We start from the raw sequence: 25585 nt of genomic DNA, 5'->3' as shown, positions 1-25585 counted from the left end.
AGGGGCCCCTCCGGCGGTGTCCGCTGCGGCCTACCCGCCGTCGGGCTCCCGCCCCGACCGGTGCAGGGCGTCGGCAAGCTCCGCCGCCACCCGCTCCGGCTCGGCCAGGCAGCGCCACGCAGGCACCCGACGCACCGGGCCGGAGCCTCCGGTGATGTCGAGCCGGGCGAGCACCTTGCGCAGCACCCTGCCGTCCGGATCGCCGGCCGGGTCGTCGACCACGACGGCCAGCTCGGCGTCTTCGCGGCGTACCACGAGGTCGACAGGCTGCCCGGCCACGGGGACGTCCCGCCGCACCGTGAGCCCGGCGTCGCGCAGGGCCCGGTGCAGGCGGTCCGCCGGCACGTTCCCGGCGTCCGGCGGGGTATCGGCGGCAGCACCAGCCAGCGCCAGGGCCGTCAACAGGCCCCGCTGACCCGACCACCACGACCGGTCGCCGACCACGACGAGCTGGGACCGGGCCCGGGTGATGGCGACGTTCCACAGGTTGGTCTGGTGCGCCAGCCAGCCCCGGGTGCGGTCCGGGACACCGTGCGCGCCGACCGGCGAGACGACCATGATGTCCCGTTCACTGCCCTGGAACTTGTGGATCGTCGCGCAGAGCAGGTTCTCGGTAAGACCGGCGGCGCGCAGGGCCGCCGCCAGGCCATGCTGGTGCGCGGCGAGCGGCGTGACCACCCCGATCGAGGCGTCGGGGTACGCCGCCCGCAGCCCTGCCACCTCGGCGACGACCGCCTCGGCCTCGACCGGGTTGAACCCGGAGCCGGTCGTACCGGGGCTGAACCTGCCCGGCACGTCGCGCCAGCGCACCGCCGGTTCGGCCGGGGCGGCCAGCCGGGCCGGATCGGTCAGCACGGTGAGCCGGCCCTGGTAGACCTCCCGGTTCGGCACGTCCACGATGTCCGGATGGCACCGGTAGTGCTCGTCGAGCAGCTGCGTCGTGGCCGCCGCGGCGGCGAACGCGTCGTACGCGGAGTGGGCCGTGTAGGTCAGCCGCCGCGCGGTGAGCCAGCCGGTGCCCAGGCCGGCCCGGGCCCGTTCGGCGACGTCGTCGGATTCGGGCAGGTCCACCACGGGCGCGAGCTGGCGCGGATCGCCGATGAGCAGTGCCCGCTTCGCGCGGTAGAGCATCGGCAGGATCGCGGGAATGGTGCACTGTGCCGCCTCGTCGATCACGACGAGGTCGTACAGGGCGGGGCTTCTCTTCAGGCGTCGGGCGGAGAGCGCGGTCACCGCCCAGCCCGGCAGCACCCGCAGCAGCTCCGGGAAGTAGGACCAGCTGTCCGACTGCGGCCTGGCCATCTCGTCGGCCCGGTCCTGGAGCACCCGCGCCCCGGCAGCCACCCGGCGGGCGATCTGCGCCCGCAGCAGGTCGATGCTGAGGGCGGGCCGTTCGGTGCCGATCAGGTCGACCAGCCGCCGCCAGGAGACTTCGGCGTCGGGCAGCTCGCCGAGGCGTCGTAGGCGTTCCCGCCAGCGCAACTCGAGCACCGCCCGCTCGGCGAGTGCCGCGACGGCGTCCCGGTCGACGACCTGGTACGACCGCAGCCGCCACCGGTACCACCAGCCGAACCACCGGCTCGCGAGCGCCCGGTCGGTCAGGTGGACGAGGCGCGCCAGTTCCGTGTCGTCGGCCGGCAGCGTGACCGCGTTTGGGCCGGGGCCAGCGGAACGTTCGGCAGCCAGGTCGGCGAGGTCGCGTTCGAGCAGCCGCCGCTCGTCCAGCGCCGCACGGAGCCCGGTGGCCTCCTCGGCCAGCAGCCGCAGCTCGTGCAGCGGGGTCCGGTCGTCCGGCGCGGTGGCCCGCTCGGCCGACGGGTAGGCGGCCAGGATGTCGGCGAGGTGCTTCGGCTCCTGGAGACGGTGCTCCTTGTTGCCCGTACGCAGCAGCAGGCCCGGGCCGATCAGGTCGGTCACCCGGTCGAGCACCGAGTCGACGGCCTGGTTACTGGTGGAACCGACCAGCACGCTCTGGCCGGCGGCGGTGGCGGTGGCCAGCAGGGCGGTGACGAGTTGACTCTTGCCGGTGCCCGGCGGCCCCTGGGCCACCGTCAACGGCTGCGACATCGCCGCCCGGATGATCTCCTCCTGCGCCTCGTTCGTCGCGCTCATCGCCACCGTCACCACGGGCGTCGAGCCGGCCCCGCCCGGGCTCGCCGCCGCCCCGTCCGGGCGGAGCGCCAGCGCACCCAGCGCCGTCCCCTCGATGAGCTTCGGGTTTTTGATCATGGCTCGCAGGTCGTCGACGAGCTGCCGCTGCGGCGACTCGGCCGCATCGACGGTGTAGAGGATCGCGGCGTTCTGCAACCCGTTCACCGGCCCCTGCCGGATGGTGCCGCCGAGCATCGCCGGGTCCAGCTCCGTCACCGGGTTCAACCCGAACGTCTTCACCAACACGTCGACGGTGGCCATGAGGGAGGCGGGGTCGCCCGGGACGAACGCCTGCTCGACGCGTTGCAGCAGCTCGTCGCCCTCCACCTCGGAAAGCTGGAACAGGTCGACGAGGGCGGCGCTGGGGCGGGGCGGGAAGGAGGCGTGCAGGACGTCGTCCGCGCCGATGGTCACGTCGCAGACCAGGAGCGGCGCGAGCTGGATCGCCTTCTGCCGGGCCGGCCGCACGGCGACGACGGGATAGCCGTACTGCAGCTCCCTGCCGTCGGCGCGGGCCCGCGCGGCGAGCCTGGCCGCCGTGCCGCCCAGCCGGACGGGCGTCTCCGAGGTGAAGACGGCCTCGGACCCGGGTGGAGCCGGAACGTACGTGGTGGTCGCCCGGGGGTCGATGAACGACTGCAGCACGGTCGAACGCTGCATGCAGTTGACGTAGTAGGTCACCAGGCGACGCCACTGGTCCGCGTCGAACGCCGCCTCGTCGGCCGGGCTCGCCGTGACGGCGGCGACGCGCGTCGCCTCGGCGGCGGACCCCGGCGCGGTCGCCAGCCGGATCGGCTCGGTGACGCCCTCACTCGACTCGACCGTCTTGTGCTGGCGGCGGCGGGCCATCTCGGTCGGCACGTACCGGGAGAGATCGTTGGTGGTGATCCACCCGTCGTCGGACGGCCCTTCGGCCGCGCCCCGCAGACCGTCGAGGAGCACCTCGGTGAACACCGACGGGCGGTCCGGGCCCTGCGCCTTCGACGCCTTCTGATGGGTGCTGGAGGTCAGGATGAAGGTGCCACGCTGGCGCTTGAGGCGCCGCGGCTCCTCGCGCACCCCGCCCCGGAACCGGTTGCGGGCCGTGAACGCGCCGGAAAAGCAGCAGTCGAGCAGCACCACCTTCTGGCTGGCCTTGGTGTCGTTGAGCAGGTGGCGCAGCATGCCGTCGGTGTCGAACGCGGTCGCGTGCAGCTGCCCGCCGACCGTGTCGGTCGCCGCCAGGAACAGCGACTGCCCGTCGCCATGCAGCACCCCGTGGCCGGAGTAGTAGAGCAGCGCCAGGTCGCCCGTGCGCCGCGCGCCGTAGAACTCCTCGACGACCTGACGCAGATGCGCCGCCGGCAAATCCAGTGCCGCGCGTACGCTGTCGAACTCGCCGGCACCGTCGAGCAGTGCCTTGAGCTGCGCGACGTCCTGCCGCACGGAGGGCAGCGGCGCGAGCTCGCGGTCGGCGTGGCAGGTGGCCGTGCCGAGCAGCAGGGCGTGCCGACCCATCAGGGGCGCGCCCGCTCGATCGCCGCCCGCACCGTGGCGACCAGTTCGTCCGTCTGCCGGTGGGTCGGCCGGTCGATGGTCAGCTCGATGTCGCCGACCCGCAGGTGCACCCGGCGGCCGGTGTGGCGTTGGAGGAACGCCAGGACCACGTCGACCAGCGCCTGCACGTAGCCGGGATCCGCCCCCGCCAGCACGGTCACCACGCCGAGCGCCAGCTCCGCGACGCCCTTGGTGTGCGGGTCTGTCACGGGCTGCTCGACGCGCTCCACCTCCCCGATCTCGCGGAGGTCGTCCGCCAGTTCGTCGGTCAGCTCGCCGAGGACGAACTCGTCGTCGTCGGGAAGCGGGGTGAAGTCGATCCGGATGCGGACGTGGGACATCCAACCTCCTGGCTGAGCGGTGCCGATCAACCTACGGAAGAAGGGACACCCCGGGAGCATCTCTGTCGGTTTGCCGATCGAATGTCAGCCAATGGGCTCCTATGTGGAACTCGGGTCGATCCTGTGTGGAACTCGTACTAGCCTTCACGTCTGCCGCCGAGTTCCCACCCCTTCCGCGCGGGGCTCGATGCATCGGCGACGACCACCCACGGGCTGAAGGAGCACAACCGATGGTTCGAGCCGGATGACGACGGCGACCGACAGCCCTCCGGCACCGGGCCAGCTCGTCACCGTACGCAACCGGCGCTGGGTCGTCGCCGACGTGGTCCGCAGCGATGTGACCAGCGGCGATCCGCACGTGTTCACCGGTCGGGCCCCGCACCTGGCCACCCTGGTCAGCATCGAGGACGACGCCCGCGACGAGGAGTTGCGGGTGGTCTGGGAGTTGGAGCCGGGCCGGCGGGTGCATGACAGCGCGACGCTGCCGGACCCTCGGCACGGGTTCGACGACCCCGGGCAGCTCGACGCGTTCCTGGACGCCGTGCGCTGGGGTGCCATCGCCTCGGCCGACCGGACGGCCCTTCAGGCGCCGTTCCGCTCCGGCATCGAGATCGAGGACTACCAGCTCGACCCGGTGGTCCGGGCGTTGTCGATGCCGAGAACGAACCTGCTCATCGCCGACGACGTGGGCCTCGGCAAGACCATCGAGGCCGGGCTGGTGATGCAGGAGCTGATGCTGCGGCACCGGGCCCGGACGATGATGATCGTGTGCCCGGCGGGGCTGACGCGGCAGTGGCGCGACGAGATGCGCGACAAGTTCGGTCTCGACTTCCGGATCGTCGACGCGGCCCTGCTGCGGGAGTTGCGCCGCACCCGGGGTCTCTACACCAACCCGTGGACGCACTACCCCCGGTTGATCGTCAGCGTGGACTGGCTGAAGCGGGACCGGCCGCTGCGGCTGCTCCGCGAGGTGCTGCCGGCGACGCCGCGCTATCCGCGCGCCTTCGACCTGCTGGTGGTTGACGAGGTGCACACCTGCGCGCCGTCCGGCCGGGGGCGGTATGCGGTGGATTCGCACCGCACGAAGGCGATCCGCGCCCTCGCCCCGCACTGCGAGCACCGGCTCTTCCTCTCCGCCACCCCGCACAACGGTTTCACCGAGTCGTTCACCGCGTTGCTGGAGCTCCTCGACGACCAGCGGTTCGCCCGGGGCGTCAAGCCGACCGACGAGCAGTTGGCCCGGGTGATGGTGCGACGGCTCAAGAGCGAGCTGCCGCCCAGGTGGGACGGCTCTCCCCGGTTCCCGGCACGCCATCTCGGCTACCTGGAGGTCGACTACCCGGCCGCCGAGCGCCACGCCCACGAGTTGCTCGGCCGCTACGCGGCGAGCCGCCGGGCGAACGCCGACGGTCGGGCCGGCGAGATCGCCGCCGACTTCGTCACCACCCTGCTCAAGCGGCGGCTCTTCTCGTCGCCGAAGGCGTTCGCCGAGACCGTCGAGACCCATTTGGCGACGATGACCGCCCGGGATCACGCCGCCTCCGGCGAGCCGGCGCGCGGGGCGGAACGGCTGGCCGGCGAGAAGGTCCTGCAACCGGTGATCGACCGGCTGGCCGAGACGGCCGAGGACGATGCCGCCTACGGCAGCGCCGAGGCCGACGCCCTGACCGCCGTCCGGCACTACGCGGCCCCGCTGTCGGCCGAGGAACGGGCGCTCCTCGGTGAGCTGCGCACCTGGGCCCGCTCGGCGCAGGACCGGCCGGACGCCAAACTCGCCGCGCTGCACCGCTGGCTGGATCCGATCGTGCGACCCGGCGGCGAGTGGTCGACCGAGCGGGTGATCATCTTCACCGAATACCGCGACACCCAGCGCTGGCTGCACGAGCGGCTACTCAGCGCCAGCTACCCGCCGGAACGGATCGCCCTGCTCTACGGCGGCCAGGATCCCGACGAACGCGAGCACGTCAAGAACGTCTTCACGGAGCATCCCGACCTCGACGACGTCCGGGTCCTGCTCGCCACCGACGCCGCCAGCGAGGGCATCAACCTGCAACGGCACTGCCACCGGCTGCTGCACTGGGAGATCCCGTGGAACCCCAACCGGCTTGAGCAGCGCAACGGCCGGATCGACCGGCATGGCCAGCGCGCCGACCGGGTGGACGTGCTGCACTTCGTGCCCGCCGGTTGGCAGCACGTCGACTACACCACTGGTTCGCTGGAGGACGAGCTGGCGTTCCTGCGGCTGGCGGTGGAGAAGGTCGAGGCGATCCGCACCGACCTGGGCAGCGCGGGCGAGGTGATCGCCGCCCAGGTCGAGCAGAAGATGACCGGCAAGCGCACCGACTGGCAAGTCACCGACGTCGAGATCGACCGGCGGGCGAGCCGCGCCCGGCTGCGGGTGGAACGTGACCTGGCGCGGGACCTGCACCGGCTCACCGAGACGTTGAAGGGCAGCCGGGCGGAGCTCAACCTCACCCCGGCCACCGTGGAACGGGTGGTCCGCACGGGGTTGGGCCTGGCCCATCGGCGGGACCTGATCGACGCGTCGACCCCGGCGGGCGCGTCGGGCCCCTGGTTCCGGCTGCCCGAGCTGCCCGGCGCGTGGGCCGCCGCCCGCAACGACGGGCTGCTGCACCCGGTCACGGGCCGGGAACGGCCGATCACCTTCGACCCGGATGCGGCGGCGGGGCGCACCGATGTGGTGCTGCTGCACCTCGGGCACCAGTTGGTGCAGATGTGCCTGCGTCTGCTGCGGGCGGAGCTGTGGGCCCAGGCCCGGGGTGGGGCCGGGTCCGGCGGCGCGAAGCTCAGCCGGGTCACCGCCCGGGTGGTGCCCGGTGACCTGCTGCGCTCTCCGGCGCTCGTCGCGCACGGCCGGGTGGTGGTCACCGGCGCGGAGGGCACCCGGCTGCACGAGGAGGTCGTCACCGCCGGTGGCCCGATCGAGGGCGGCAAGCTCACCCGGGCCCGCCAGGAGGAGCTGGAGGCCCTGCTGGCCGCCGCGACCGACCAGGTGCCCGCCGAGCGGGTCCGGCAGAGCCTGACCGAGCTGTGGCCGACGCTGGCCGGGCCGCTGGGTCGCGCCCTCGGCACCCGCGCCGACCAGCGCGCCCGCAGCCTGCACGGGCTGCTCGCCCGGCGCTGCGAGGAGGAGGTCACCGCGATCGGCGCGGTCCTGACCGAGCTGGAGACCTCGATCCGCAGCAAGCTTGCCGACGAGCCGCACTGGGAGCAGCCGACCCTGTTCACCGTCGAACGCGAGCAGTTGCACGCCGACCGGGACGCGCTGCACGCCCGGTTGCGCGACATCCCGGCGCAGCGCGAACGGGAGAGCGACGCGCTGCGCCGCCGCTACGCCGACCCGACGGCCCGCTGGTTCCCGGCCGCCGTCACCTTCCTGGTCCCCGCGTCCCTGGCCCGAGGTGCCCGCTGATGCCCGCCGTCCCCCGCCAGTCCCGAGGCGCGTCGGGCCGTGCCGCCGCGGGTCGCCGCGCGCCCCGGCCCGCCGTGCAGAAGATCGACGAGCAGCACGCCGAGTGGCTCGGCCTGTTGCGCCCGGAGGGCCCGTTCCTGACGGTGCCGGTGCTCGTCGAGGCGCTGCCGCACGGGCTGGACACCGTGCCGAACGAGATACGGGACCGGATCCGCCGGGGCTGGGCGGAGGTGCAGGACGCCCCGGACCTGCTCGGCCCGGCGTGGGTCGAGCTGGTCCTCGGCGAGCTGCTGAAATATCCGGCGAGCGCGCACGCCGACGACGCGGTCGGGGTCGCCGGCAGCGGCGGCTTCCGGCCGGACGCGGTGCTGTCGGGTCCGCAGCCCGGCGGCGGCCGGGCCGCCCGGCTGCACGTGCACCGCCTGCCCTTCGACGCGTCGCTCACCGCCGCCCGGGGTGGCCGGCCGTCCCCGGTCGAGCAGGCCGCCCAGGTGTGCCGGGACACCGGCGTGCCGCTGGCGCTGGTGACCAACGGGCAGCACTGGGCGCTGGTGCACGCCCGCCGGGGCGAGCCGACCGGGGTGGGTGTCTTCGACGCCGACCTCTGGCTGGAGGAGCCGGCGCTGTTGCGCGCCTTCGCGACGCTGCTCGCCGCGCCCCGGGTGCTCATCCCGCCGGCCGGCGCAGACGGGCGCCCCTCGGCGAGCCTCGCCGGCCTGTTCGCGCGCAGCGCGGAGGCGCTCACCCAGATCACCACCACCCTGGGCGACCAGGTCCGCCGGGCGGTGGAGCTCTTCGTCGGTGAGCTGGCCCGGCTGGACCGGGAGTCCGAGGGGCAACTGCTCGGCGAGGTCAGCGACCGGGAGATCTACCGGGGTGCGCTGACCGTGCTGATGCGCCTGGTCTTCCTGCTCTACGCCGAGGAGCAGCGGCTGCTGCCGGTGGCCGACCCGCTCTACGCGCAGGCGTACGCGGCGTCCACCCTGCACGGCCAGCTCCGCACGGCGTTTGACATGCACAGCAACGAGATCGGCGACCGGCGCACCGCCGCCTGGCCCCGGCTGCTCGCCCTCTTCGCCGCCGTGCACGGCGGCTGCGAGCACCCCGACCTGCGCATTGCCGCCCACGGCGGGTCCCTGTTCGACCCCGGACGGTTCCCCTGGCTGGTCGACGCGGCGGTCACCGACCGGGTGGTGCACGAGATGCTGGACGCCCTGCTGGTGCTGCGGCACCGGGGCAAGGCAGCGGAGCAGCTCAGCTACTCCAGCCTCGGCGTCGAGCAGCTCGGCCACGTCTACGAGGGCCTGCTCGAGTTCTCCTGCGCCCGGGTGCGGGAGCCGTACGTCGGGCTGATCGGCAAGCGCGAGCCGGAGCTGCCGCTGGCCGAGCTGGAAGCGGCGGCGGCCCGGGGCGAGGCGGAGCTGCGGGTCTGGCTGGTCGCCCGCTGCGACCTCACCGTCCGGCAGGTGGAGAGGGCCAGGGCCGCGACGCCCGCGCCGCACCAGCTCGCCGCGCTGCACGCGGCCTGCGACAACGACGCCGACCTGACCGATCGGGTACGCCCGTACTGGGGGCTGCTCCGCGTCGACCTGCGCGACCTGCCCACGGTCTTCCCCGCAGGCTCGGTGCTGTTCACCCAGTTCGGCGACCGGCGCAACACCGGCACTCACTACACTCCCCGGGAGCTGGCCGAGGAGGTCGTCCGGCACACCCTCGCGCCGCTCTGCTTCTCCCCCGGCCCGGCCCAGGGCGTCACCGACGAGGGCGTGTGGCGGGCCAAGACCGCCGACGAGCTGCTGCGGCTGAAGGTGCTCGACCCGGCGATGGGCTCCGGCGCGTTCCTGGTGGCAGCCTGCCGCTATCTCGCCGAGGTGGTGGTGCGGGCCTGGCAACGCGACGGGCTCCCCGCCGAACTGTCCGACCTGGCCAACGGCAACCCGGACCAGGAGGACCTGCTGCTCGCGGCCCGCCGCCTCGTCGCCGCCCGCTGCCTCTACGGGGTGGACCGCGACGACATGGCCGTGGAGCTGGCGAAGCTGTCGCTGTGGCTGGTGACCCTGGCCAAGGGCAAGCCGTTCGGCTTCCTCGACCACGCGCTGCGCTGCGGCGACTCGCTGGTCGGGATCACCTCCCTCGACCAGCTCACCGCCTTCCACCTCGACCCGGAGGCGGGGCGCTTCCAGCACAGCCGCCTCTTCGGCGACCTGGTCGACCGGCTGCACCGGACCGTCGGCGAGATCACCGCCCTGCGCGAGTCGATCGGCGCGACGGTGGTCGAGGACACCCGGGACGCCGCCGACAAGGACGCCAAGCTCGCCGAGGTCGAGCACCTGGGCCGGGGCCTGCGGTTGGCCGCCGACGCGGTGGTCGGCGCGGCGCTCTCCACGGCCGTCCGCGCCCAGCGCCGCCCGTGGGACCCGGAGGACGACACCGACGACCCGGAGACGAAGTACGACGGCCGCCTGCTCGGCATCAGCGACGACGTGCACCGCCTGCTCGACGGGCCGTACGACGCGGAGCTGGAGCAGCGGATCGGCATCACCGTCGCCGGCTGGCTGCGCGGCACCCGGCCGGAGCCGATCCGGCCGCTGCACTGGCCGCTGGAGTTCCCCGAGGTGGTCAACCGCGCCGGCTTCGACGCCGTCATCGGCAACCCGCCGTTCGTCGGCGGTCAGCGGCTGACCGGGGCGATCGGGCCGGACGTGCGCGAATACCTGGTCGAGCGGATCGGTCGGGGGAAGCGGGGCAGCGCGGATCTCTGCTCCTACTTCCTGCTGCGCAACCTGAGCGTCACGGGCAAGGGGCGGGTGGGCATCATCGCCACCAACACGATCGCTCAGGGCGACACCCGGGAGGTCGGCCTCGATCAGGCGGTGGACATGGGTTGGACGGTCTACCGGGCGAACAAGTCCCAGCCCTGGCCGGGCACCGCCTCACTGGAGGTTTCCCTGCTCTGGGTCGGTCACGCCGCCGACGACGAGCAGCCGGTCCTCGACGGCAACCGGGTGCCGGGGATTACCCCGTCGCTGGATGCCCGTTCCCGAGTCACCGGCAACCCGTACCGCCTAACCGCCAACGCGGGCCAGTCCTACATCGGCTCGTACGTCCTGGGCACCGGCTTCCTGCTCGAACCGGAGCAGGCGCAGGCGCTGATCGACAAGGACCCGCGCAACAAGGACGTGCTCTTCCCCTACCTCAACGGCGAGGACCTGAACAGCCGCCCCGACTGCTCGGCCCGCCGCCGGGTCATCAACTTCCACAACTGGTCACTCGAACGCGCCCAGGAATACCCCGACTGCTTCGCCATCGTCGAACGAGAAGTCAAGCCGTTCCGTGCGACCAACAATCGAGTAGCACGACGCGAGAGATGGTGGCAATTCGCTGAACGGGCTCCCGCGCTCTACTCGGCAATCGAAGGCCTCGATAGGGTGCTCGTCATCGCCAGGGTCAGCAAGACTGGGCTACCTGTATTCGCGCCAACGAAGCAGGTCCTCAGCGACCAAGTGGTCGTCTTTGCTACCGATCAGGCGGAAGACCTAGCATCCCTGTCCAGCAGCTTTCACTTCTCGTGGTGGACGACGAAGGGCGAATCGAGCCTCAGGTCTGACCCCCGCTATACGCCGTCCGATGGGTTCGAGACCTTCCCGATGCCCGAGCCGACCGGGCGGATGGCGCAGGTCGGGGCGGAGTTGGACTCGTACCGGCGATCGGTGATGTTGGGGCGGGAGCTGGGGCTGACGAAGCTCTACAACCTGGTCCACGACGAGCAGGTGACCAGCGCCGACATCCGCCGCCTGCGAGACATCCACGTCGAGATCGACGAGGCGGTCGCCGAGGCGTACGGGTTCAACCTCACGCTCGGGCACGGTTTCCACCGGACCCGGCAGGGCGTCCGGTTCACCATCGACCCGACCGCCCAGGTCGAACTGCTGGACCTGCTGCTCGACCTCAACCACCAGCGCCACGAGCAGGAGAAGCCCCAACAAACCACCACCCGACGCAAGCCGCGGAAGCAGACGCGGGCCGCCCCGCGCCCCAGGTCCGCAGAGGCACCGGATTCGGAGCCGCCCGCATTGGACGGCGGGCTCTTTCCCCTTCCAGACGCCCTGTTCTGAACGATGTCGGATGCCTGACAACCACCCCAGCCGTTCAGGTGAACCCGGTTCGGGTCGCCGAGGCGCTACGTTGCCTCGGTGACCCGAGCATTTGATCTGTGGGGCCAGCGTGGCTGGTGTTCGCAGGAAGTCGCTGGCGAATCGCATTACGCCAAGAACATCCGGGACCTGTTCGGGCGGGCGTTCGATCCGGACGGCGACAACGAGCTGACCGTGCCGGCTCAGCTCATTCCGGAGCCGACCAACCGATACGATCCGCACGCCGTGAAGGTGCTCTGCTCCGGCAAGCAGGTCGGCCATCTGCCCAAGGAGCAGGCTCGGGAGTTCTCGCCGGTTCTCACCGCACTGATCGATCAGGGCTGGACGCCTCAGGTGCAGGCCCGGGTGTGGGCGCAGGAGCGCGAGGACTGGGACGATCCACGTCGGCGGACGTTCGTCGCGTCGGTGCGGATCGACCTCGCCGAGCCGCACATGATCGTGCCGACGAACATGCCACCGTCGGAGCTGCACACCGTGCTTCCCGCTGGCCGTTTCATCCAGGTGACCGGCGAGGAGAAGCACATGTCGCACCTCGCGTCCCTGATCAGCCCGAGCGGGGAATCCTGGGTCTACGTGACCCTGCACGAGGTCGAGGTGCAGCGGGCCCGGTCCACCCGCACCCTCGTCGAGGTCCGGATCAACGGCCTCGCCGCCGGCACCCTGAGCCCGGCAATGTCCACGGAGAACCTGCCGGTGATCGGCCACCTGAGGGACAAGGGTCTGACCACCGCTGCCCGTGCCGTGTTGAAGGGCAACCGGGTCAAGGCCGATGTCGCGGTCAACCTGGCCAAGGCGAGCGAACTGTCGGACGCCTGGCTGGATTCGCCACCCACCGCCCGGGGCACCAATCCGGCCGAGCGGGCGGAGTCGTCAACGAGCCAGGAGATGGCGACGGCAGCACGGTGGAGGTTCGTCGTGCCCCCGGAGTGGCCGCCGCCTCCGGCGGGCTGGGTCCCGCCGCAGGGCTGGCGGCCCGATCCGTCGTGGCCCCCCGCGCCGCAGGGATGGCAGTTCTGGGTCTCCGAGTGAGGCGGGCCGCCGACCCGCCGCGCCGGCCTTGAGCCGGGCCACCCCGCCTCAGCTCAGGGGCGATCGCCGTCCGTCTTGATGCCGCTGACGAACGCGTCCCAGGCGGCAGCGTCGAAGCTCAGCATGCCCGCTGCGGGGGCCTTGGAGTCGCGTACGTCGACCTGAGGCCCACGGTCGCGCACCTCGACGCACTGGCCGTTGTTGCCGGACCGGCTCGACTTGCGCCAGGCGTTACGCTCCATGCTCGCTCAACTCCCTGATGAACTTGATCGATTCGGCCGGCGAACGTGCCAACGTCTTCAGATTGTCGTACGCCGCCGACAGTCGCGCCAGGTCGCGGTTCGACTCGAGGAACAGCTCGCCCGCCAGGGTCTCGATGTAGCCCAGCGGCGGCTCGTCCTGCTCGAAGCTGAGCAGGGCGAAGCCGCTGCTGATGGCCAGGTGCGCCCCGGCCTCGAAGCGCAGCACCTGGATGGTGACGTTGGGCAGCCGGCTCAGCGCGACCAGGTGGTCGAGCTGCTCGCGCAGAACGTCGGGTCCGCCGACCTCCGTCCGCACGGACGCCTCGGACAGGATGGCGTGCATCCGCAGCGGCGTCGGCTGCCGGCGGAGCACCTCCTGCCGGGTCATCCGGGCGTCGACCCGCTGCTTGATGCCGTCCGGGTCGGTCTCCCGGCCGATGACGTTGACCTCCCGGGCGTACGCCTCGGTCTGCAGTAGACCGGGCACCAGCATCGGCTCGAAGTTCTTGAGTTCGACGGCCTCGGTCTCGTACGCGATGTAGGTGGCGTACTTGCCGCCGATGCGCTGCCACCACCCGTCCTCGCGCAGGCCACGTGCCTGCTCCAGCAGCGACTCGCCCGGCTCCTCATCGATCCTGAGGCCGTACGCGACCAGCAGCTCCATCACGTCACCGACGCGGGGCCTGATCTCGCCGGACTCGATTCGACTGATTCGTGACGACGAGCAGCGGACGAGATCCGCCGCCCCTTCACCGGTCAGCCCCTTGGCTTCGCGGAGCTTGCGCAACTCCCGACCGAGCCGGCGGGAGCGGGGAGTGGCGGGCATGAATCGAGGCATGTCCTGATTCTGCACCAACATCGCTGGATCGGTTGTCCCGACTCACATGCGATCCACCATACATCCGCGGTGAGTGCTTGCCTTGCATCACTTGATGCGCCACCCTGGTCACTACAAGCTACCGAACACCTCCAGAAGGTGCGCGCCTGGCCAGGACCAGAGCCGCCGCCCAGCTCCACTTCGCCGTCCGGAAGCGAGGACCCTCGTGATGTCCGAAGTCGTGTCGCTCGTGTTCGGTGGGCTGGTGCCGGGCTTCCTGCTCGGGCTGCTCGCGTTCCGGGTCAAGTCCCGCTGGTGCCCCCGCTGCGGCGAGACCACCGACGCCATCCCGCCGGCAGGTCGGGGCCGATGACCGGGCCCGGCCGGCACAGTCGCGCCGAGGTGCCGATCGGGCGGCGGATGGCCGAGCTGCGCGCCCGCCGGGGCATGAGCCAGCAGGTCTTCGCCGACCGGATCGGCAGGTCGAAGAGCTGGGTCGACAAGGTCGAACGAGGCGTACGCACCCTCGACCGGCTCTCCGTCATCGAAACCGTGGCCGCCGCCCTCGGCGTCGCCCCGGCCGTCCTGCTCGCCGACAAGCCCCACCGGGAAGCCGTCACCGACACCGAAGCCGCCGTGGAGCGCATCCGGGCGGCGCTGGCCCGCCACGACCCACCCGACACCGAAAGCCCCACCGTGCGGCAGCTCGACGACCAGGCCGGGTACGCCTGGACCGCCTACCGCAACGGCCACCACGCCCAGGTCCTGCGCACCCTGCCCGACCTGCTCGCCGCCACCCGGCACACCCAACACGCCGAGACAGCGGCCGACCCGATCGTCCGCGTCTACCGGCTCACCGCCCAGACACTGGTGAAGCTCGGCAAGCCCCACCTCGCCTGGCTCGCCGCCGACCGCGCCATGACCGCCGCCACCGGCGACCCACACCGCACCGCCCTCGCCGCGATCTCCCTCGCCCAGGCCCTACGCGCCCTGCACCGGGGACGCCTTGCGCAGACCGCCGCGCTCACCGCCGTACACCAGCTCGACCGCACCCCGTCGCGCGCCTTCCTGCCCGACGAACCCGGGCTCACCGCGACCCTGCTCCTCGAAGCCGCCCTCGCCGCCGCCACCTACCGCGACGCCACCACCGCCCACGACCTCACCGAACGCGCCGCCCACCTCGCCGCCGCGCACGACAGCCAGCATCAGCCCGACGGCGACGGCATCGCCTTCGGCCCCACCGCCGTCGAACTCGCCCGCGCCCTCACGGCAGCCCGACTCGGCGACCACCACCATGCCGCCATCGTCCACCGGCAGGTCGTCAACAGCGACGGCTGGCACCTGCTCCCCGCCGAACACCGCGCCGCCCACCTCATCGACATCACCCACACCTACCTCGACCTCGGCGACCCGCAGGCCGCCGGCCGCTCCCTGACCGCCGCCGACCGCATCGCCCCCGCCGAGACCCGCACCCGCCCGACCGCCAGAACCGCCCTCACTGCCATCCTCCGCACCGGGCAGACCTCCGCCGACATCACCCGCCTCGCCACCGCCATCGGACTGACCCGCCCATGACCACACCGAAGCCGGAGCCCTCGATGAACGCCGCAGCGGCCCACGACACCCCTGTCCCGAACGACATTCCGATTTCGAAATCACGACGCCGCCGCCTTCCGCGATCTTGCGGTTGCGGCCCGGGCAAAAGGAGTGAAGCGCCCTACTCGGGGGCCGCATCTGCACGATCGGCGCGCGGTGGAGCCGGCTGCCGCACGGCGGATTCGTCCAAGGTCAATTGCGGCTTCAGAGTTTGGCTCCGATGTAGGCGACGACGAGCTGCTGCCGGGCCCCGTCCATGCGGAAGTGCAGTCGCCCCGCCCCTGGCGTGAACCGCGCGTGCCAGTCGAAGAGGTGCGCCTGCCCGTCGGTGTCGACGAAGCGGCAGAGCGCCTTGCGGGTCTCGCTCTCCGGCGTCACCTTGCTCCGCCAACGCGGGGCGGCCTCCACGGCTGGCGCCCAGGCGGACGCCGCCAGCTCAAGGTCGGCGAGCCGCTCCTTCACCGGGTTGAGCCAGGCCGGGGCGAGCCGGAGCAGGTCGTCGGCGACGCGGGGCAGGAAGCGAAGATGCGGAAAGACATCCTCCCGCGCTTCCCAAAGATCGGATCCAGTGTGGATCCGGGTCAGCTCGGAGTCGCAGAGCCACTGCCGATGCTCGTCGACGTGCTCCGACCGGGAGGCGTGCCGCACGTCCACCTCAGCTTCGGTGAGCGCGACAGCTCCGGCGTCGTCCTCGGCGAGGCCCCGCTGGCTCAGCCACAGCAGCGGCTCTTCCCACAGTTGCGCCAGCGGCAGGCTCACGGCCAGCCCACCGACCTGGTGCGCGGTGCCCAGGCCCTCCGCCGGCCGCTCCCGGTGGAAGTATTCCGTCCCGTCGCGGAGATCAGCCGGGGCGACGTCCCGGAACGGAGCGCGCTGGCGCATGCCACGCAGGTAGCGCAATGCGTCGCGATTACGCCCGTCACCGGCCCACTCACGGACGGAATAGTCGTCGCCCAGGTCGAGATCGAAGAACCGACGCTCGGTGACCAGAGCAACGTCGGTGCGGTGCTGACGAACCTTTCGCAACAATCCCACGAGGCCGTGTAGTGAATCTGACACTTCCTCGCGCCGCGCCTTGGTCTCCCGGTAGGAAAGCTCGTTCAGCACCAGCAGCAAGGACAAGAGTCACTCCTCGTCAGTCGAGCAGACGATCAAGCGCCCTGTCCCACTCGTCGAAGAAACCCCTGGGCCACTGCGACAACATGCCGTCGGGGTCAATCTCGGGAGAGCTGACCTCGATCTCGCCGTCGTCGTTCCGGTCAAAATAATGCAACGCCACGTGATTCGGCGTCAATACCCCGTCCTTGACGGCGAGTCGCACTCCGTTGAGCACATGATCGCTGTGGCTCTCGATTATCAACTGGCCGCCCGCCGCCACGGCACGGCAGGCCAGCCGCGCCACCATTGTCTGACCCCGGGGGTGCAGATGCGCTTCCGGATTCTCCAGCATCACCAACCGGCCCGGACCTGCGGAAAGGCAGGCCACAATGATCGGCAGGGCATACGTCAGGCCGAAGCCGACGTTGGTGGGACGGTAACGGATGTTGGACGACGTGATGCCGGCAGTGCCGCCGAATCCGTAGCTCAACCGCACCATGTCGGTGCCGCGCAGGTCCTCTGCCATCAGGTTGACGCCGGGACAGATCTCCCGCAGCCACGCCTCGGCCTGGTCGAGCAGACCGGTCGACTTCGCGGCCGGATGAAGCAGATCAGGCGAGGTGACCCAGTCCTCGCGAGCCCGCAGGTAGTTCACCGTGTGCTCACCCCGGACTCCGAGGAATCCCCGCCGCACCGCCATCTCGAACGACTTCGGGTAGGTCACGGCCGGCACGATCCGGTCGGCCCGCAGATATTGGAAACCGGCTGAGAAGAGGCCTTTCCGCTTCGGCGGGTGCCACGGCGTCGGCGGCTGGTCAGAGCCTTCCCAACTCAGCGGGAATTTGAGCAGATCGGCCTCACGGTCCTCGGCAGTCCGATATTCGACCCGCCAGCGGCTTTCGTGCCCGTCGATCGTGACGGCGACGGCGATGAAGACCCTGCCCCCTCCCCTGCCGTCCGCGTAGTTCTCGTGGAGTACGTCCTGCCCGACACCAAGTTCGACGAGTTCCCCATTGAGCAGCAGCCCGCCCTTGGTGTCGAGCACCCCTGCATCGTCCGACTGCCGTAGCAGCGCCAGCGCCTGCATGGCGGTGCTCTTGCCGGCTGCGTTCACCCCGCTGAGCAGGGTGAGGGGCGCCAGAGGCAGATCCAGGTGTCGAAAAGCCTTAAAGTTCTCCAGGCGCAGCCGCTCGATCATCGGCCCACCACCGACTCGAAGATCTTCCGGATGAGCGCAAAGCGCAGGCGCACCTTGCCTGGGTCACCCGTCCCTTGGGAGATCGCACCTTGGAAGTCGACGTCGTTCATCAGGCCGATGAACTTCTTCTCCACCTTGCGTCGCTGCGTCATCAGCAGCGCCATTCCCGGACCGCCGAGCTCCGCGAGGTTGACCGAGATCGCCTCGAACAGAGCTTTGTTGATGGGCATGCGGCGGCTACCCCCGGCCCGGTCGCGCTTGCGGAAGGCATGCTGCTCGAAGATCCCTTTGGCCGCGATCATCGCGATGCCGAACTCTTTCCACAGCCGCTCGACCTCAGACGGGGGCAACGCGTTCAGGTTGCGCATGGCTTCCCGCAGGAAGCGGTCGAAGTCGTCGTGGTCGTAGTCGTACGGGCTGGTCAGCCGGAAGGCGATGAACCGCAGGATCATCTCCCGGTCGACCATCCGCTCGCTGCGCACGCTGTCGCCGGTTGCCGAGCGGAACACGTCGGACTCGGCCCACTCGCGCAGAATCTCCCGGCCCTTGCCCGGAATCAGGGCGTGCCGCAGCTCCTGCCGGGAGAGCGGCAGGCCGCCGGTGTTGATCCGGGCGAAGATGTTGAACTTGACCTCCTCCGGCGTGTTCCGCCGGATGAGGTGCACGATGAGCTCGGTCTCCCTCAGCCGGGTCTGCAACCGCCCGGGCAGATCATCGAAGGTCTTGCCGTCGTATTCCTGGCCCAGGTATTCCAGGTTGACCAGCCGCAGCGGCTCCCTATTGATCGCCTCCGGCTCGATGAACTGCGCGATCGTGGTCAGTCGCTGGATGCCGTCGACCATGGCCCACGCCTCGTCGTCGCCCTCCGCGGCGTAGAAGGTGGGCAGCGGAATGCGCAGCAGCAGCGACTCGATCAGGCGGCTCTTGGCCATCGCCCGCCAGATCCCGGCCTGACGCTGGAAGTCGGGTTGCAGGTCGACGCGCCCCGTGCGGATGCGGGACAACAGCAAGTCGACCGTGGTGTTACGGGTGACCACGTCGATCTTTTCCGGGTCGAACGGGGTGTGGATCGCGTCGATCGCCTGATCGGCGCGGGCGTCCTGGGCGTCGTCGACCTCAATGCCCGTCGCTCGTCCGAGCGAGTCCAACTCTTCGAGGACGTCTGGCTCCAGCTCGGAAATCTCGCCACCTCGATTCGCCCCGGCCCTTGCCTGTAGCAAACGCCGTATGACCGGCCCGCCGTAGCCTAACGGATCCACCCCACCGAAGGTGCCGCACGGACCGACCCCCGCCATGTCGTAGGGAAACGCTACGGTCGCTCTCATGACTGGGGAGAGCGTGCTCGCCGTGCCGGATGAGCGGGTGATCCGCGACAAGCTGCAACAGCTGGTCGTTGCCGACCTGCTCGGGCCGCTCGGCGGGCCGGCCGAGGAGTTCTCCGCCAGGGAGAATCCGCTCGACCGCTACGTTCTCGGGCGGCTCGCCCCCAACGGCGTGTCCGTCGATCCGGCCACTGAGGACACCTTCACCGAGGCCACCGCGTCGGACGCGGCGGAGGGCGGCCCCGAGCCGACCGCGCCGAACGTGCCCAGCCTGGCGCCCTCCGCGCTCGGCTTCACCACCAGCGTGCCGCCGTCGGTCCCCGAGCTGCGGGTCACCGCCGCCTGGGGCAGCTACGACATCGCGGTCGACGAGCGGGCGGAGCACGCCGGCGGCCGGGTCTGGCGGCGGCACCAGCGCGGCGGCCCGGTCACCGTGCCCCTGCGCGAGGGGCCCATCGGCCCGAAGCACGTCGACGCGGCGCAGCCGAAGGTCGTGGTGCGGGGGCGGGTGCGCCGGCTGGGCGACGTCTGGCTGGTCTCGCTCTTCCTGGAAAACCGGGAGCACAGCGATTCGCCGCGCCAGGCAAACCGGTGGATCTTCCAGGTCGAGTTGACCGCGACCGGCCCGCCGGGCGACGAGCCGGTCTTCGTGCCCCGGCCGGAGCAGGTCACCGGCGGCGACGACGCCGACCGGGCGGAGCGGCGCCGGCTGGCGATGGCCTACCGGTTCCACCCCGAGTTCGCGGTGGGGCACGGCACGGCCGTCCACGCCGAGCCATCCGCCGCCGACCCGCTGCGGGCCCATCGGGTACGCACCACGACCGTCCCCGCGCACGAGCTGCCGTTCACCGACGTGCCCAGCAGCGAGCGGGACGACGACCTGCCCGAATTGGCCGACGTGGAGCTGGACATGCGGCGGCTCGCAGAGCTGGCAGCCGGCCCGGTCGAGGCCCTCACGGCCGCGTTGCAGCCCCTCGCCGCCGGCTACCGAGCGTGGATCGACCGCAACGAGGCGACCGCCGCCGACCCGCAGCGGCGGCTCGACGAATACGGCCCGCAGGTGCGCGAGGCGCTGCGCGACGCCCGGGAGGCGGCCGACCGGATCGCCGCCGGCATCAGGCTGCTCGCCGCCCCGGATCCGACGGCCCGTGAGGCGTTCGGCTTCGCCAACCGGGCGATGTACCTGCAACGGGTGCACAGTGTCGTCGCGGCCCGGCGGCGGGAACACCCGCACCTTCCGTTGGCGCAGGCGGTCGTCGAGGCCGACCAGCCGGAGAACCACCGGTGGCGTCCGTTCCAGTTGGCCTTCGTCCTGATCAACCTGCCGGCCCTGGCCGACCCTCGGCACCCGGAGCGGGGCGACGACGTCGAGCGCGCCGTCGCCGACCTGCTCTGGTTCCCCACCGGTGGCGGCAAGACCGAGGCGTACCTCGGTCTCACCGCCTTCACCATCGCGGTACGCCGCCGCCAGCCGGACCACGGCGGGTTGACCGGCGGGACCGGGCTGGCGGTGCTGATGCGGTACACCCTGCGCCTGCTCACCATCCAGCAGTTCGAGCGCGCCGCGACGCTGATCTGCGCGGCGGAGTCCCTGCGCCGCGCAGACCCGCAGACCTGGGGCGAGACGCCGATCCGGATCGGGCTGTGGGTCGGCGGCCGGGTCACCCCGAACCGCACCCAGGACGCGAAGGAGTGGCTGGACGAACGGCGGCGGGGCCGGTCACACCGGGGCATCGGCTCACCGCACCAGCTCACCAGTTGCCCCTGGTGCGGCACGAAGATCGAGCCGGGTCGGGACATCAAGGTGGAACGCGACCACTGGCGGACCCTGGTGCTCTGCTTCGATGTGGAGTGCCCGTTCAGCGAGGCGGGCGGCTACCCGCTCGCCGGCGACCAGGTCGGGCTGCCGGTGATCCTGGTCGACGAGGAGCTCTACCGCCATCCGCCGGCCCTGGTGATCGCCACGGTCGACAAGTTCGCCCAGTTGCCGTGGAAGGGCGAGACCGCCGCCCTCTTCGGCCGGGTCGGCAAGCGCTGCGACCAGCACGGCTACCTCACCGAGGACCTCGAATCGACCGACTGGGAGCGCAAGCGCCACCGGCCGGGCAACCGGGTCGTCCCCTGTGCACGGCTGCGTCCGCCCGACCTCATCATCCAGGACGAGCTGCACCTGATCTCCGGGCCGCTCGGCTCGCTGGTCGGGCTCTACGAGACCGCGGTAGACCGGCTGGCCAGTTGGGAACCGGCCCCCGGGCAGTGGTCCCGGCCGAAGGTGATCGCCTCCACCGCCACCGTGCGCCGCGCCCAGCAGCAGATCGGGGCGCTGTTCAACCGGCGCACGCGGGTCTTCCCACCGTCGGGGCTCGACGCCTCCGACAGCTTCTTCGCGCGGCAGCGCGCGACCGAGGACCGCCCGGGCCGCCGCTACATCGGCATCTGCGCGCACGGCAACCGGCTCCGGTCGACCCTGATCCGGGTCTACGTGTCCGTGCTCGGGGCGGCGCAGAAGCTCCACGAGACCTACGGCCGAAACCGCGTCACCGACCCGTACATGACGTTGGTCGGCTACTTCAACAGCCTGCGGGACCTGGGCGGCATGCGCCGGCTGGTGGAGGACGACGTCTCCAGCCGGCTGGTTCGCGCCGACGAGCGCGGGCTCGCCCGGCGGTACGACCCCTACCTGGAGGAGCTGACCTCCCGGATGCCCTCGGACGCCATCCGGCCGCTGCTGGACCGGCTCGCGGTGCGCTTCGACGGCACCCGCCCCAAGGGTGCTCCCCGGCCGGTCGACGTGCTCCTCGCCACCAGCATGATCGCCGTCGGTGTCGACATCGCCCGGCTCGGCGTGATAGTGGTGGCCAACCAGCCGAAGTCCGCCGCCGAATACATCCAGGCGACGAGCCGGGTCGGGCGGCAGGCGCCGGGCCTGGTGTTCACCGTCTACAACTGGGCCCGCCCGCGCGACCTGTCGCACTACGAGCGGTTCGACCACTTTCACGCCACAGTCTACCGGCAGGTCGAGGCCCTGTCGGTGACCCCGTTCGCCGAGCGGGCAATCGACCGGGGGCTGACCGGGGTGCTGGTAGCCCTGGTGCGCGATCTGGAGAGCACCTACAACGGCAACCTGCGGGCGCGCGAGTTCGACCGGCACGGTCAGCTCGCCGACCACGTCGTGCGGTTCCTCAAGCGTCGCAGCGAGGTGGCCGCCGACAACACGGTTCGCCAACGGGTGGAGGACGAGCTGGAGGCCCGCCTCGACCTGTGGGCGCGGGAGCGGGCCCGGCCCGCGCGGCGGTTGGCCTACGACAAGCCTTACCACAGCGACGACATTGCCGGGCTGTTGCACCGCCCTGAGGAGGGCCGGTGGGCGCAGACCACCTGTCCCACCTCCCTGCGGGACGTGGAGCCCGGCATCCAGCTCCAACTGCAGCTCGGTGTCGGCGGGGACGACCCACCACCGTTCGCTCCGCCCGCCGTGGGCGCTGCCGGGGCGTCCTCGTGAGCGGGTCGCAGCAGCGCAGCCTGCGGGTCGGCGCGCTGCGCCCCAACCAGCTACTGCACACCTACGGCGTCGGCTCGGTCGCCGATCTGCCCAGCCTGTCGGTGCTGACCCTGGGGCTGGCGCACTGGGACCTCACGCATTCGGTCACGGTCACCGAGGACAGACTGCTCGCGGCGATCCGGCACCGGCTCGGCGGCCAGGTGGAGAGTCTCCGGCTTCCGCCGCACCTGCCCGAGACCTCCGACCTATTCGCCGACTGGACCCGGGTGGGTGTGCCGGTGGCGCTCTTCCCCACCTGGCTGCGCTGCTCGGACACCCGGTGCAACCGCCTCGCGCCGGCGGATTCCGGGCTGTTCGAGCTGCTGTCGTCGCCCTACCAGCCGGACCGGGCCCGCTACGTGCACAGCTGCCGGGGCAACGGAAACTCCCGACCCACCGCAGTGCCGGCCCGCTTCGTGCTGGCCTGCGACAACGGCCACCTGGACGACTTCCCCTGGTCCTACGTCGTGCACGGCGGGACGGACCCGGGCCCCGGTCACTCGCTCACGCTCGCCGAACGCGGCAGCACCGGCGAGGCGGCCAACATCTTCATCTCCTGCGAGTGCAAGGCTTCCCGACCGATGTCGCTGGCGATCGGCCTGCATGCCGAGCGCACCCTGCCCGCCTGCCGCGGCCGCCACCCCCACCTCGGCACCTACGAGCCCTGCGACGCCCCCACCCGCACGCTCGCCCTGGGCGCCACCAACAGCTGGTTCGCCATGCAGTTGCGGGTGTTCAGCCTCCCCCGGGCCGAGCATCCGGTCGACCAGGTCGTCGCCGACCGCTGGTCGGACCTGTCCCCCCTCGCCGGGCTTGACGCCGCCATCGCCAAGCAGATCATGCCGACCCAGGGTTGCTGGGCCGAGCTGAAGCCGTACGGCGTCGACCGGGTCTGGGCGGCGATCCAGCGCCGCGGCAAGGCCGGGACCGACGACGAGCCCGACGACAGCGACGACCTGCGCAGGCCCGAATGGCTGGCCTTCACCGCCGGCACCAGCACCGAGCTGCCCGACTTCACCACCCGCCCGGAGCCGGTGCCGGCCCAGCATGGGGACTGGCTCCGGAACGTGGTCCTCGTCCCCCGGCTGCGGGAGGTCTCCGCGCTGTACGGCTTCACCCGGATAGACGCTCCCGAGTGGGACGTGCTCGACACGCCGGACCGCCGACGGGTGCCGCTGACCACCGGCAAGCCGACCTGGCTGCCCTGCGCCGAGATGCGGGGCGAAGGGATCTTCCTCCGGTTCGACGAGGAGCGCGTCGTCGAGTGGGAACACCGACCGCAGGTCAAGCAACGCGAGCAGCTGCTGACCCGCGCCCACGACCTCTGGCGGGCGCAGCGCAGGCTGGACCCGGAGGCGCACCCCGGTCCCCGGTACGTCCTACTGCACACCTTCGCCCACGTGCTCATCCGCGAGCTGGCCCTGGAATGCGGATACAGCGCTGCCGGCATCGGGGAGCGCGTCTACGCCCGTTCCGGCGACACCCCCATGGCCGGGGTGCTGCTCTACACCTCGGCACCGGACAGCGAGGGCACCCTCGGCGGCCTCGTCTCCCTGGGGCGCACCGACAGGCTCGGCCCACTCGTCGAACGGGCCCTGGACGCCGCCCGGCTGTGCAGCTCCGACCCGCTCTGCGCCGAGCACGACCCGACCGTGCACGCCCGCCTGTCGGCCGCCGCCTGCCACGCCTGCCTCTTCGCCGCCGAGACCTCCTGCGAACGCGGCAACCACTACCTGGACCGGGCCTTGCTGGTCGACACCCTCACCGACCCCGGCTCCGGGTTCTTCGCCCGGTGAGCCACGAGCGGTTCGCGGAGGTGATCGCCGACCTCGCCGCCACGCTCCCCGCCGAGCACGTCGCCGCCTGGGCCGGTGTGCTCATGGGTGTGGACAGGTCCACCGACGGGACGACGGTCGCGGCCGAGCTGATCGATGTCCGGCCAGGGTTCTCGGTCAGCGCGCATGCCGGACGGCTGGTCAGGAGCTGGCGCACCGAGGCACCCGACCTTCCCGGTCCGGCGGTTGCTCTGGCGCTGCGCAGCGCTGCCCTCCTCCGTCAACGGGCGGATGCGCACCGGACGGAGCTGGCCGTCAGCGGGCCGACCAGTTCGTCCGTGCCGGTCCGGCTCACCAGTTCCGTGGTCGTCGAGGTCGTCCGTGCGGCCCGGAGCAGCCTGCTCGTGGCGAGCTTCGCCGCGTACGGGGTGGCCGAGGTGATCGCCGAGCTGCGGTCTGCGGCCCGCCGGGGCGTACACATCGATCTGATTTTGGAAAGCTCAGCCGAGCACGGCGGTGCCCTGCGCGGGTCATCCGGAGCGGCGGCCACCTTCGCGGCCCTCCGCGATCGGGCGACGTTCTGGCACTGGCCGGCCGCACGGCGGGCCGCGAACGGAAACCCACACGCCGCGTTGCACGCGAAGTTCATCGCCGCCGACGGTGAGGTCGCGCTGGTCAGCAGCGCCAACCTCACCGACCGGGCGTTATCCCACAACATCGAGGTCGGCGTGGTGCTCCATGACCCCGGGGTGGTGGAAAGGCTCGTCGCGCACTTCCGGGCCCTCACCGCCCCCGAGGTCGGACCGTTGCAACGCCTCCCCTGAGCCCTGGCGATCACTACATGGGTGACCCGCCCCGCAACGAAAGGCCAGCCGGGTCGTCGGTCACGGTGCCGTCGGCGACCATGCGCCCGAGCAGCGCCCGCAGCCGCCCGGTGATTTCCGCTCCCAGCCGCCCCCACCCGTACATCCGAGCAATGACGGTCAGCAGTTCGTCGCGGGCAACGGTGCCGCCGCTTTCCAACAGCCGGACGACCGCCAGTTTCATCTCGTCGTCGGCGACCTGCTCGACCTTGCGCTGCACCTCATCGGTAGGCAGCCGGACGGCGGTCACCACCCGGCCCGGCAGGTCGACGAAGTCCCCGGTCCGGGTCACATGGGCGAGCTTGATCGCGGCATCCAGGTTCGCCTTCATCCTCGAGCCGAACCTCCCGATGCCCCAGGCATCGCGGAGCCGCTGCCGGAGCACGTCGACATGCACTGAGCCATTCCGCGCAATGTTCTGATCACAAGAGGTGGTCATGTGGTGCGGTCGTGTTCGGTGTGGAGCAGGACGAGTGCGGCGGCCACGAT

Annotated in this window: 16 protein-coding genes and 1 pseudogene; 8 read left to right on the top strand and 9 right to left on the bottom strand. The window is 71.5% G+C overall.

Annotated features, from left to right (window positions below):
* Positions 1-30: 30 nt before the first annotated feature.
* Together GA0070558_RS00075 and GA0070558_RS00070 are read right to left on the bottom strand one after the other, a co-directional pair.
* Positions 31-3648, bottom strand: coding sequence for a caspase, EACC1-associated type (locus tag GA0070558_RS00075; protein ID WP_091274091.1), 3618 nt, complete (start codon positions 3646-3648; stop codon positions 31-33).
* A complete protein-coding gene (locus tag GA0070558_RS00070) occupies positions 3648-4028 on the bottom strand; it encodes a hypothetical protein (RefSeq protein ID WP_091274088.1) in 381 nt (126 codons plus the stop codon). The genes GA0070558_RS00075 and GA0070558_RS00070 overlap by 1 nt, the downstream gene beginning before the upstream one ends.
* Before the next feature lie 244 nt (positions 4029-4272).
* Here GA0070558_RS00070 and drmD point away from each other — a divergent pair, with 244 nt between their 5' ends.
* The 3 genes from drmD to GA0070558_RS00055 all read left to right on the top strand — a co-directional run bounded on the left by drmD (position 4273) and on the right by GA0070558_RS00055 (position 12644).
* Complete coding sequence (gene drmD / locus GA0070558_RS00065) at positions 4273-7461, top strand: DISARM system SNF2-like helicase DrmD (protein ID WP_091274085.1); 3189 nt, start codon at positions 4273-4275, stop codon at positions 7459-7461.
* Positions 7461-11576: an Eco57I restriction-modification methylase domain-containing protein gene (locus tag GA0070558_RS00060; protein ID WP_218106939.1), complete on the top strand. Its 4116-nt coding sequence runs from the start codon at positions 7461-7463 to the stop codon at positions 11574-11576. Before drmD ends, GA0070558_RS00060 begins: the two co-directional genes overlap by 1 nt.
* Before the next feature lie 78 nt (positions 11577-11654).
* Entirely contained in the window at positions 11655-12644 is a 990-nt protein-coding gene (locus GA0070558_RS00055; protein WP_091274082.1) for an HIRAN domain-containing protein, read from the top strand.
* Positions 12645-12697: 53 nt separating this feature from the next.
* Here the strand turns inward: GA0070558_RS00055 and GA0070558_RS00050 are convergent, their stop codons facing one another.
* Together GA0070558_RS00050 and GA0070558_RS00045 are read right to left on the bottom strand one after the other, a co-directional pair.
* Positions 12698-12886: a DUF397 domain-containing protein gene (locus tag GA0070558_RS00050; protein WP_091274080.1), complete on the bottom strand. Its 189-nt coding sequence runs from the start codon at positions 12884-12886 to the stop codon at positions 12698-12700.
* Complete coding sequence (locus GA0070558_RS00045; RefSeq protein WP_176734034.1) at positions 12876-13724, bottom strand: helix-turn-helix domain-containing protein; 849 nt, start codon at positions 13722-13724, stop codon at positions 12876-12878. The genes GA0070558_RS00050 and GA0070558_RS00045 overlap by 11 nt, the downstream gene beginning before the upstream one ends.
* A gap of 208 nt (positions 13725-13932) precedes the next feature.
* Between GA0070558_RS00045 and GA0070558_RS33210 the strand changes: the two genes are divergently transcribed.
* Positions 13933-14076, top strand: a complete 144-nt coding sequence (locus tag GA0070558_RS33210) for a hypothetical protein (protein ID WP_176734033.1) — start codon at positions 13933-13935, stop codon at positions 14074-14076.
* A complete protein-coding gene (locus GA0070558_RS00040) occupies positions 14073-15278 on the top strand; it encodes a helix-turn-helix domain-containing protein (RefSeq protein ID WP_091274076.1) in 1206 nt (401 codons plus the stop codon). Before GA0070558_RS33210 ends, GA0070558_RS00040 begins: the two co-directional genes overlap by 4 nt.
* Positions 15279-15503: 225 nt before the next feature.
* Here GA0070558_RS00040 and GA0070558_RS00035 read toward each other — a convergent pair whose 3' ends face one another.
* From GA0070558_RS00035 to GA0070558_RS00025, 3 genes are read right to left on the bottom strand one after another with little or no spacing between them, the layout of a single operon-like run.
* The gene (locus GA0070558_RS00035) at positions 15504-16421 is read right to left on the bottom strand and encodes a hypothetical protein (protein ID WP_091274072.1); all 918 of its coding nucleotides are present in this window, start codon (positions 16419-16421) and stop codon (positions 15504-15506) included.
* A 13-nt stretch (positions 16422-16434) separates the two neighbouring features.
* Positions 16435-17595 carry an AAA family ATPase gene (locus GA0070558_RS00030; RefSeq protein ID WP_091274069.1) on the bottom strand — a complete coding sequence of 387 codons (1161 nt, stop codon included), beginning with the start codon at positions 17593-17595 and terminating at the stop codon, positions 16435-16437.
* The gene (locus GA0070558_RS00025) at positions 17592-18920 is read right to left on the bottom strand and encodes a DUF262 domain-containing protein (protein WP_218106938.1); all 1329 of its coding nucleotides are present in this window, start codon (positions 18918-18920) and stop codon (positions 17592-17594) included. Before GA0070558_RS00025 ends, GA0070558_RS00030 begins: the two co-directional genes overlap by 4 nt.
* On the opposite strand from GA0070558_RS00025, the gene drmA reads away from it, so the two are divergent.
* From drmA to drmC, 3 genes are read left to right on the top strand one after another with little or no spacing between them, the layout of a single operon-like run.
* Positions 18919-22419 carry a DISARM system helicase DrmA gene (drmA, locus tag GA0070558_RS00020; protein ID WP_091274064.1) on the top strand — a complete coding sequence of 1167 codons (3501 nt, stop codon included), beginning with the start codon at positions 18919-18921 and terminating at the stop codon, positions 22417-22419. The two genes, GA0070558_RS00025 and drmA, sit on opposite strands and share 2 nt — an antisense overlap.
* Entirely contained in the window at positions 22416-24254 is a 1839-nt protein-coding gene (drmB, locus tag GA0070558_RS00015; RefSeq protein ID WP_091274060.1) for a DUF1998 domain-containing protein, read from the top strand. The genes drmA and drmB overlap by 4 nt, the downstream gene beginning before the upstream one ends.
* Positions 24251-25057 (top strand): DISARM system phospholipase D-like protein DrmC, encoded by an 807-nt coding sequence (gene drmC / locus GA0070558_RS00010; protein ID WP_091274057.1) that lies wholly within the window; start codon positions 24251-24253, stop codon positions 25055-25057. Before drmB ends, drmC begins: the two co-directional genes overlap by 4 nt.
* A 13-nt stretch (positions 25058-25070) precedes the next feature.
* On the opposite strand, the gene GA0070558_RS00005 is transcribed toward drmC, so the two are convergent.
* Entirely contained in the window at positions 25071-25427 is a 357-nt protein-coding gene (locus tag GA0070558_RS00005; protein WP_256091627.1) for a hypothetical protein, read from the bottom strand.
* A gap of 6 nt (positions 25428-25433) precedes the next feature.
* Positions 25434-25535 (bottom strand): annotated as a pseudogene (locus tag GA0070558_RS34925) (hypothetical protein); the annotation flags it as partial.
* Between the last annotated feature and the right edge of the window lie 50 nt (positions 25536-25585).

The organism is Micromonospora haikouensis, assembly GCF_900091595.1.
Taxonomy (GTDB): domain Bacteria; phylum Actinomycetota; class Actinomycetes; order Mycobacteriales; family Micromonosporaceae; genus Micromonospora; species Micromonospora haikouensis.
The sequence above is the reverse complement of the archived record's forward strand: the minus strand, read 5'-3'. Positions and strand labels throughout refer to the sequence as shown.

Coding starts and splice junctions, on each gene's coding strand:
- GA0070558_RS00075 (WP_091274091.1), bottom strand. CDS start 3,648: ATGGGTCGGCACGCCCTGCTGCTCGGCACGGCCACCTGCCACGCCGAC.
- GA0070558_RS00070 (WP_091274088.1), bottom strand. CDS start 4,028: ATGTCCCACGTCCGCATCCGGATCGACTTCACCCCGCTTCCCGACGAC.
- drmD (WP_091274085.1), top strand. CDS start 4,273: ATGACGACGGCGACCGACAGCCCTCCGGCACCGGGCCAGCTCGTCACC.
- GA0070558_RS00060 (WP_218106939.1), top strand. CDS start 7,461: ATGCCCGCCGTCCCCCGCCAGTCCCGAGGCGCGTCGGGCCGTGCCGCC.
- GA0070558_RS00050 (WP_091274080.1), bottom strand. CDS start 12,886: ATGGAGCGTAACGCCTGGCGCAAGTCGAGCCGGTCCGGCAACAACGGC.
- GA0070558_RS00045 (WP_176734034.1), bottom strand. CDS start 13,724: ATGCCTCGATTCATGCCCGCCACTCCCCGCTCCCGCCGGCTCGGTCGG.
- GA0070558_RS33210 (WP_176734033.1), top strand. CDS start 13,933: ATGTCCGAAGTCGTGTCGCTCGTGTTCGGTGGGCTGGTGCCGGGCTTC.
- GA0070558_RS00040 (WP_091274076.1), top strand. CDS start 14,073: ATGACCGGGCCCGGCCGGCACAGTCGCGCCGAGGTGCCGATCGGGCGG.
- GA0070558_RS00030 (WP_091274069.1), bottom strand. CDS start 17,595: ATGATCGAGCGGCTGCGCCTGGAGAACTTTAAGGCTTTTCGACACCTG.
- drmA (WP_091274064.1), top strand. CDS start 18,919: ATGACTGGGGAGAGCGTGCTCGCCGTGCCGGATGAGCGGGTGATCCGC.
- GA0070558_RS00025 (WP_218106938.1), bottom strand. CDS start 18,920: ATGAGAGCGACCGTAGCGTTTCCCTACGACATGGCGGGGGTCGGTCCG.
- GA0070558_RS00005 (WP_256091627.1), bottom strand. CDS start 25,427: ATGAAGGCGAACCTGGATGCCGCGATCAAGCTCGCCCATGTGACCCGG.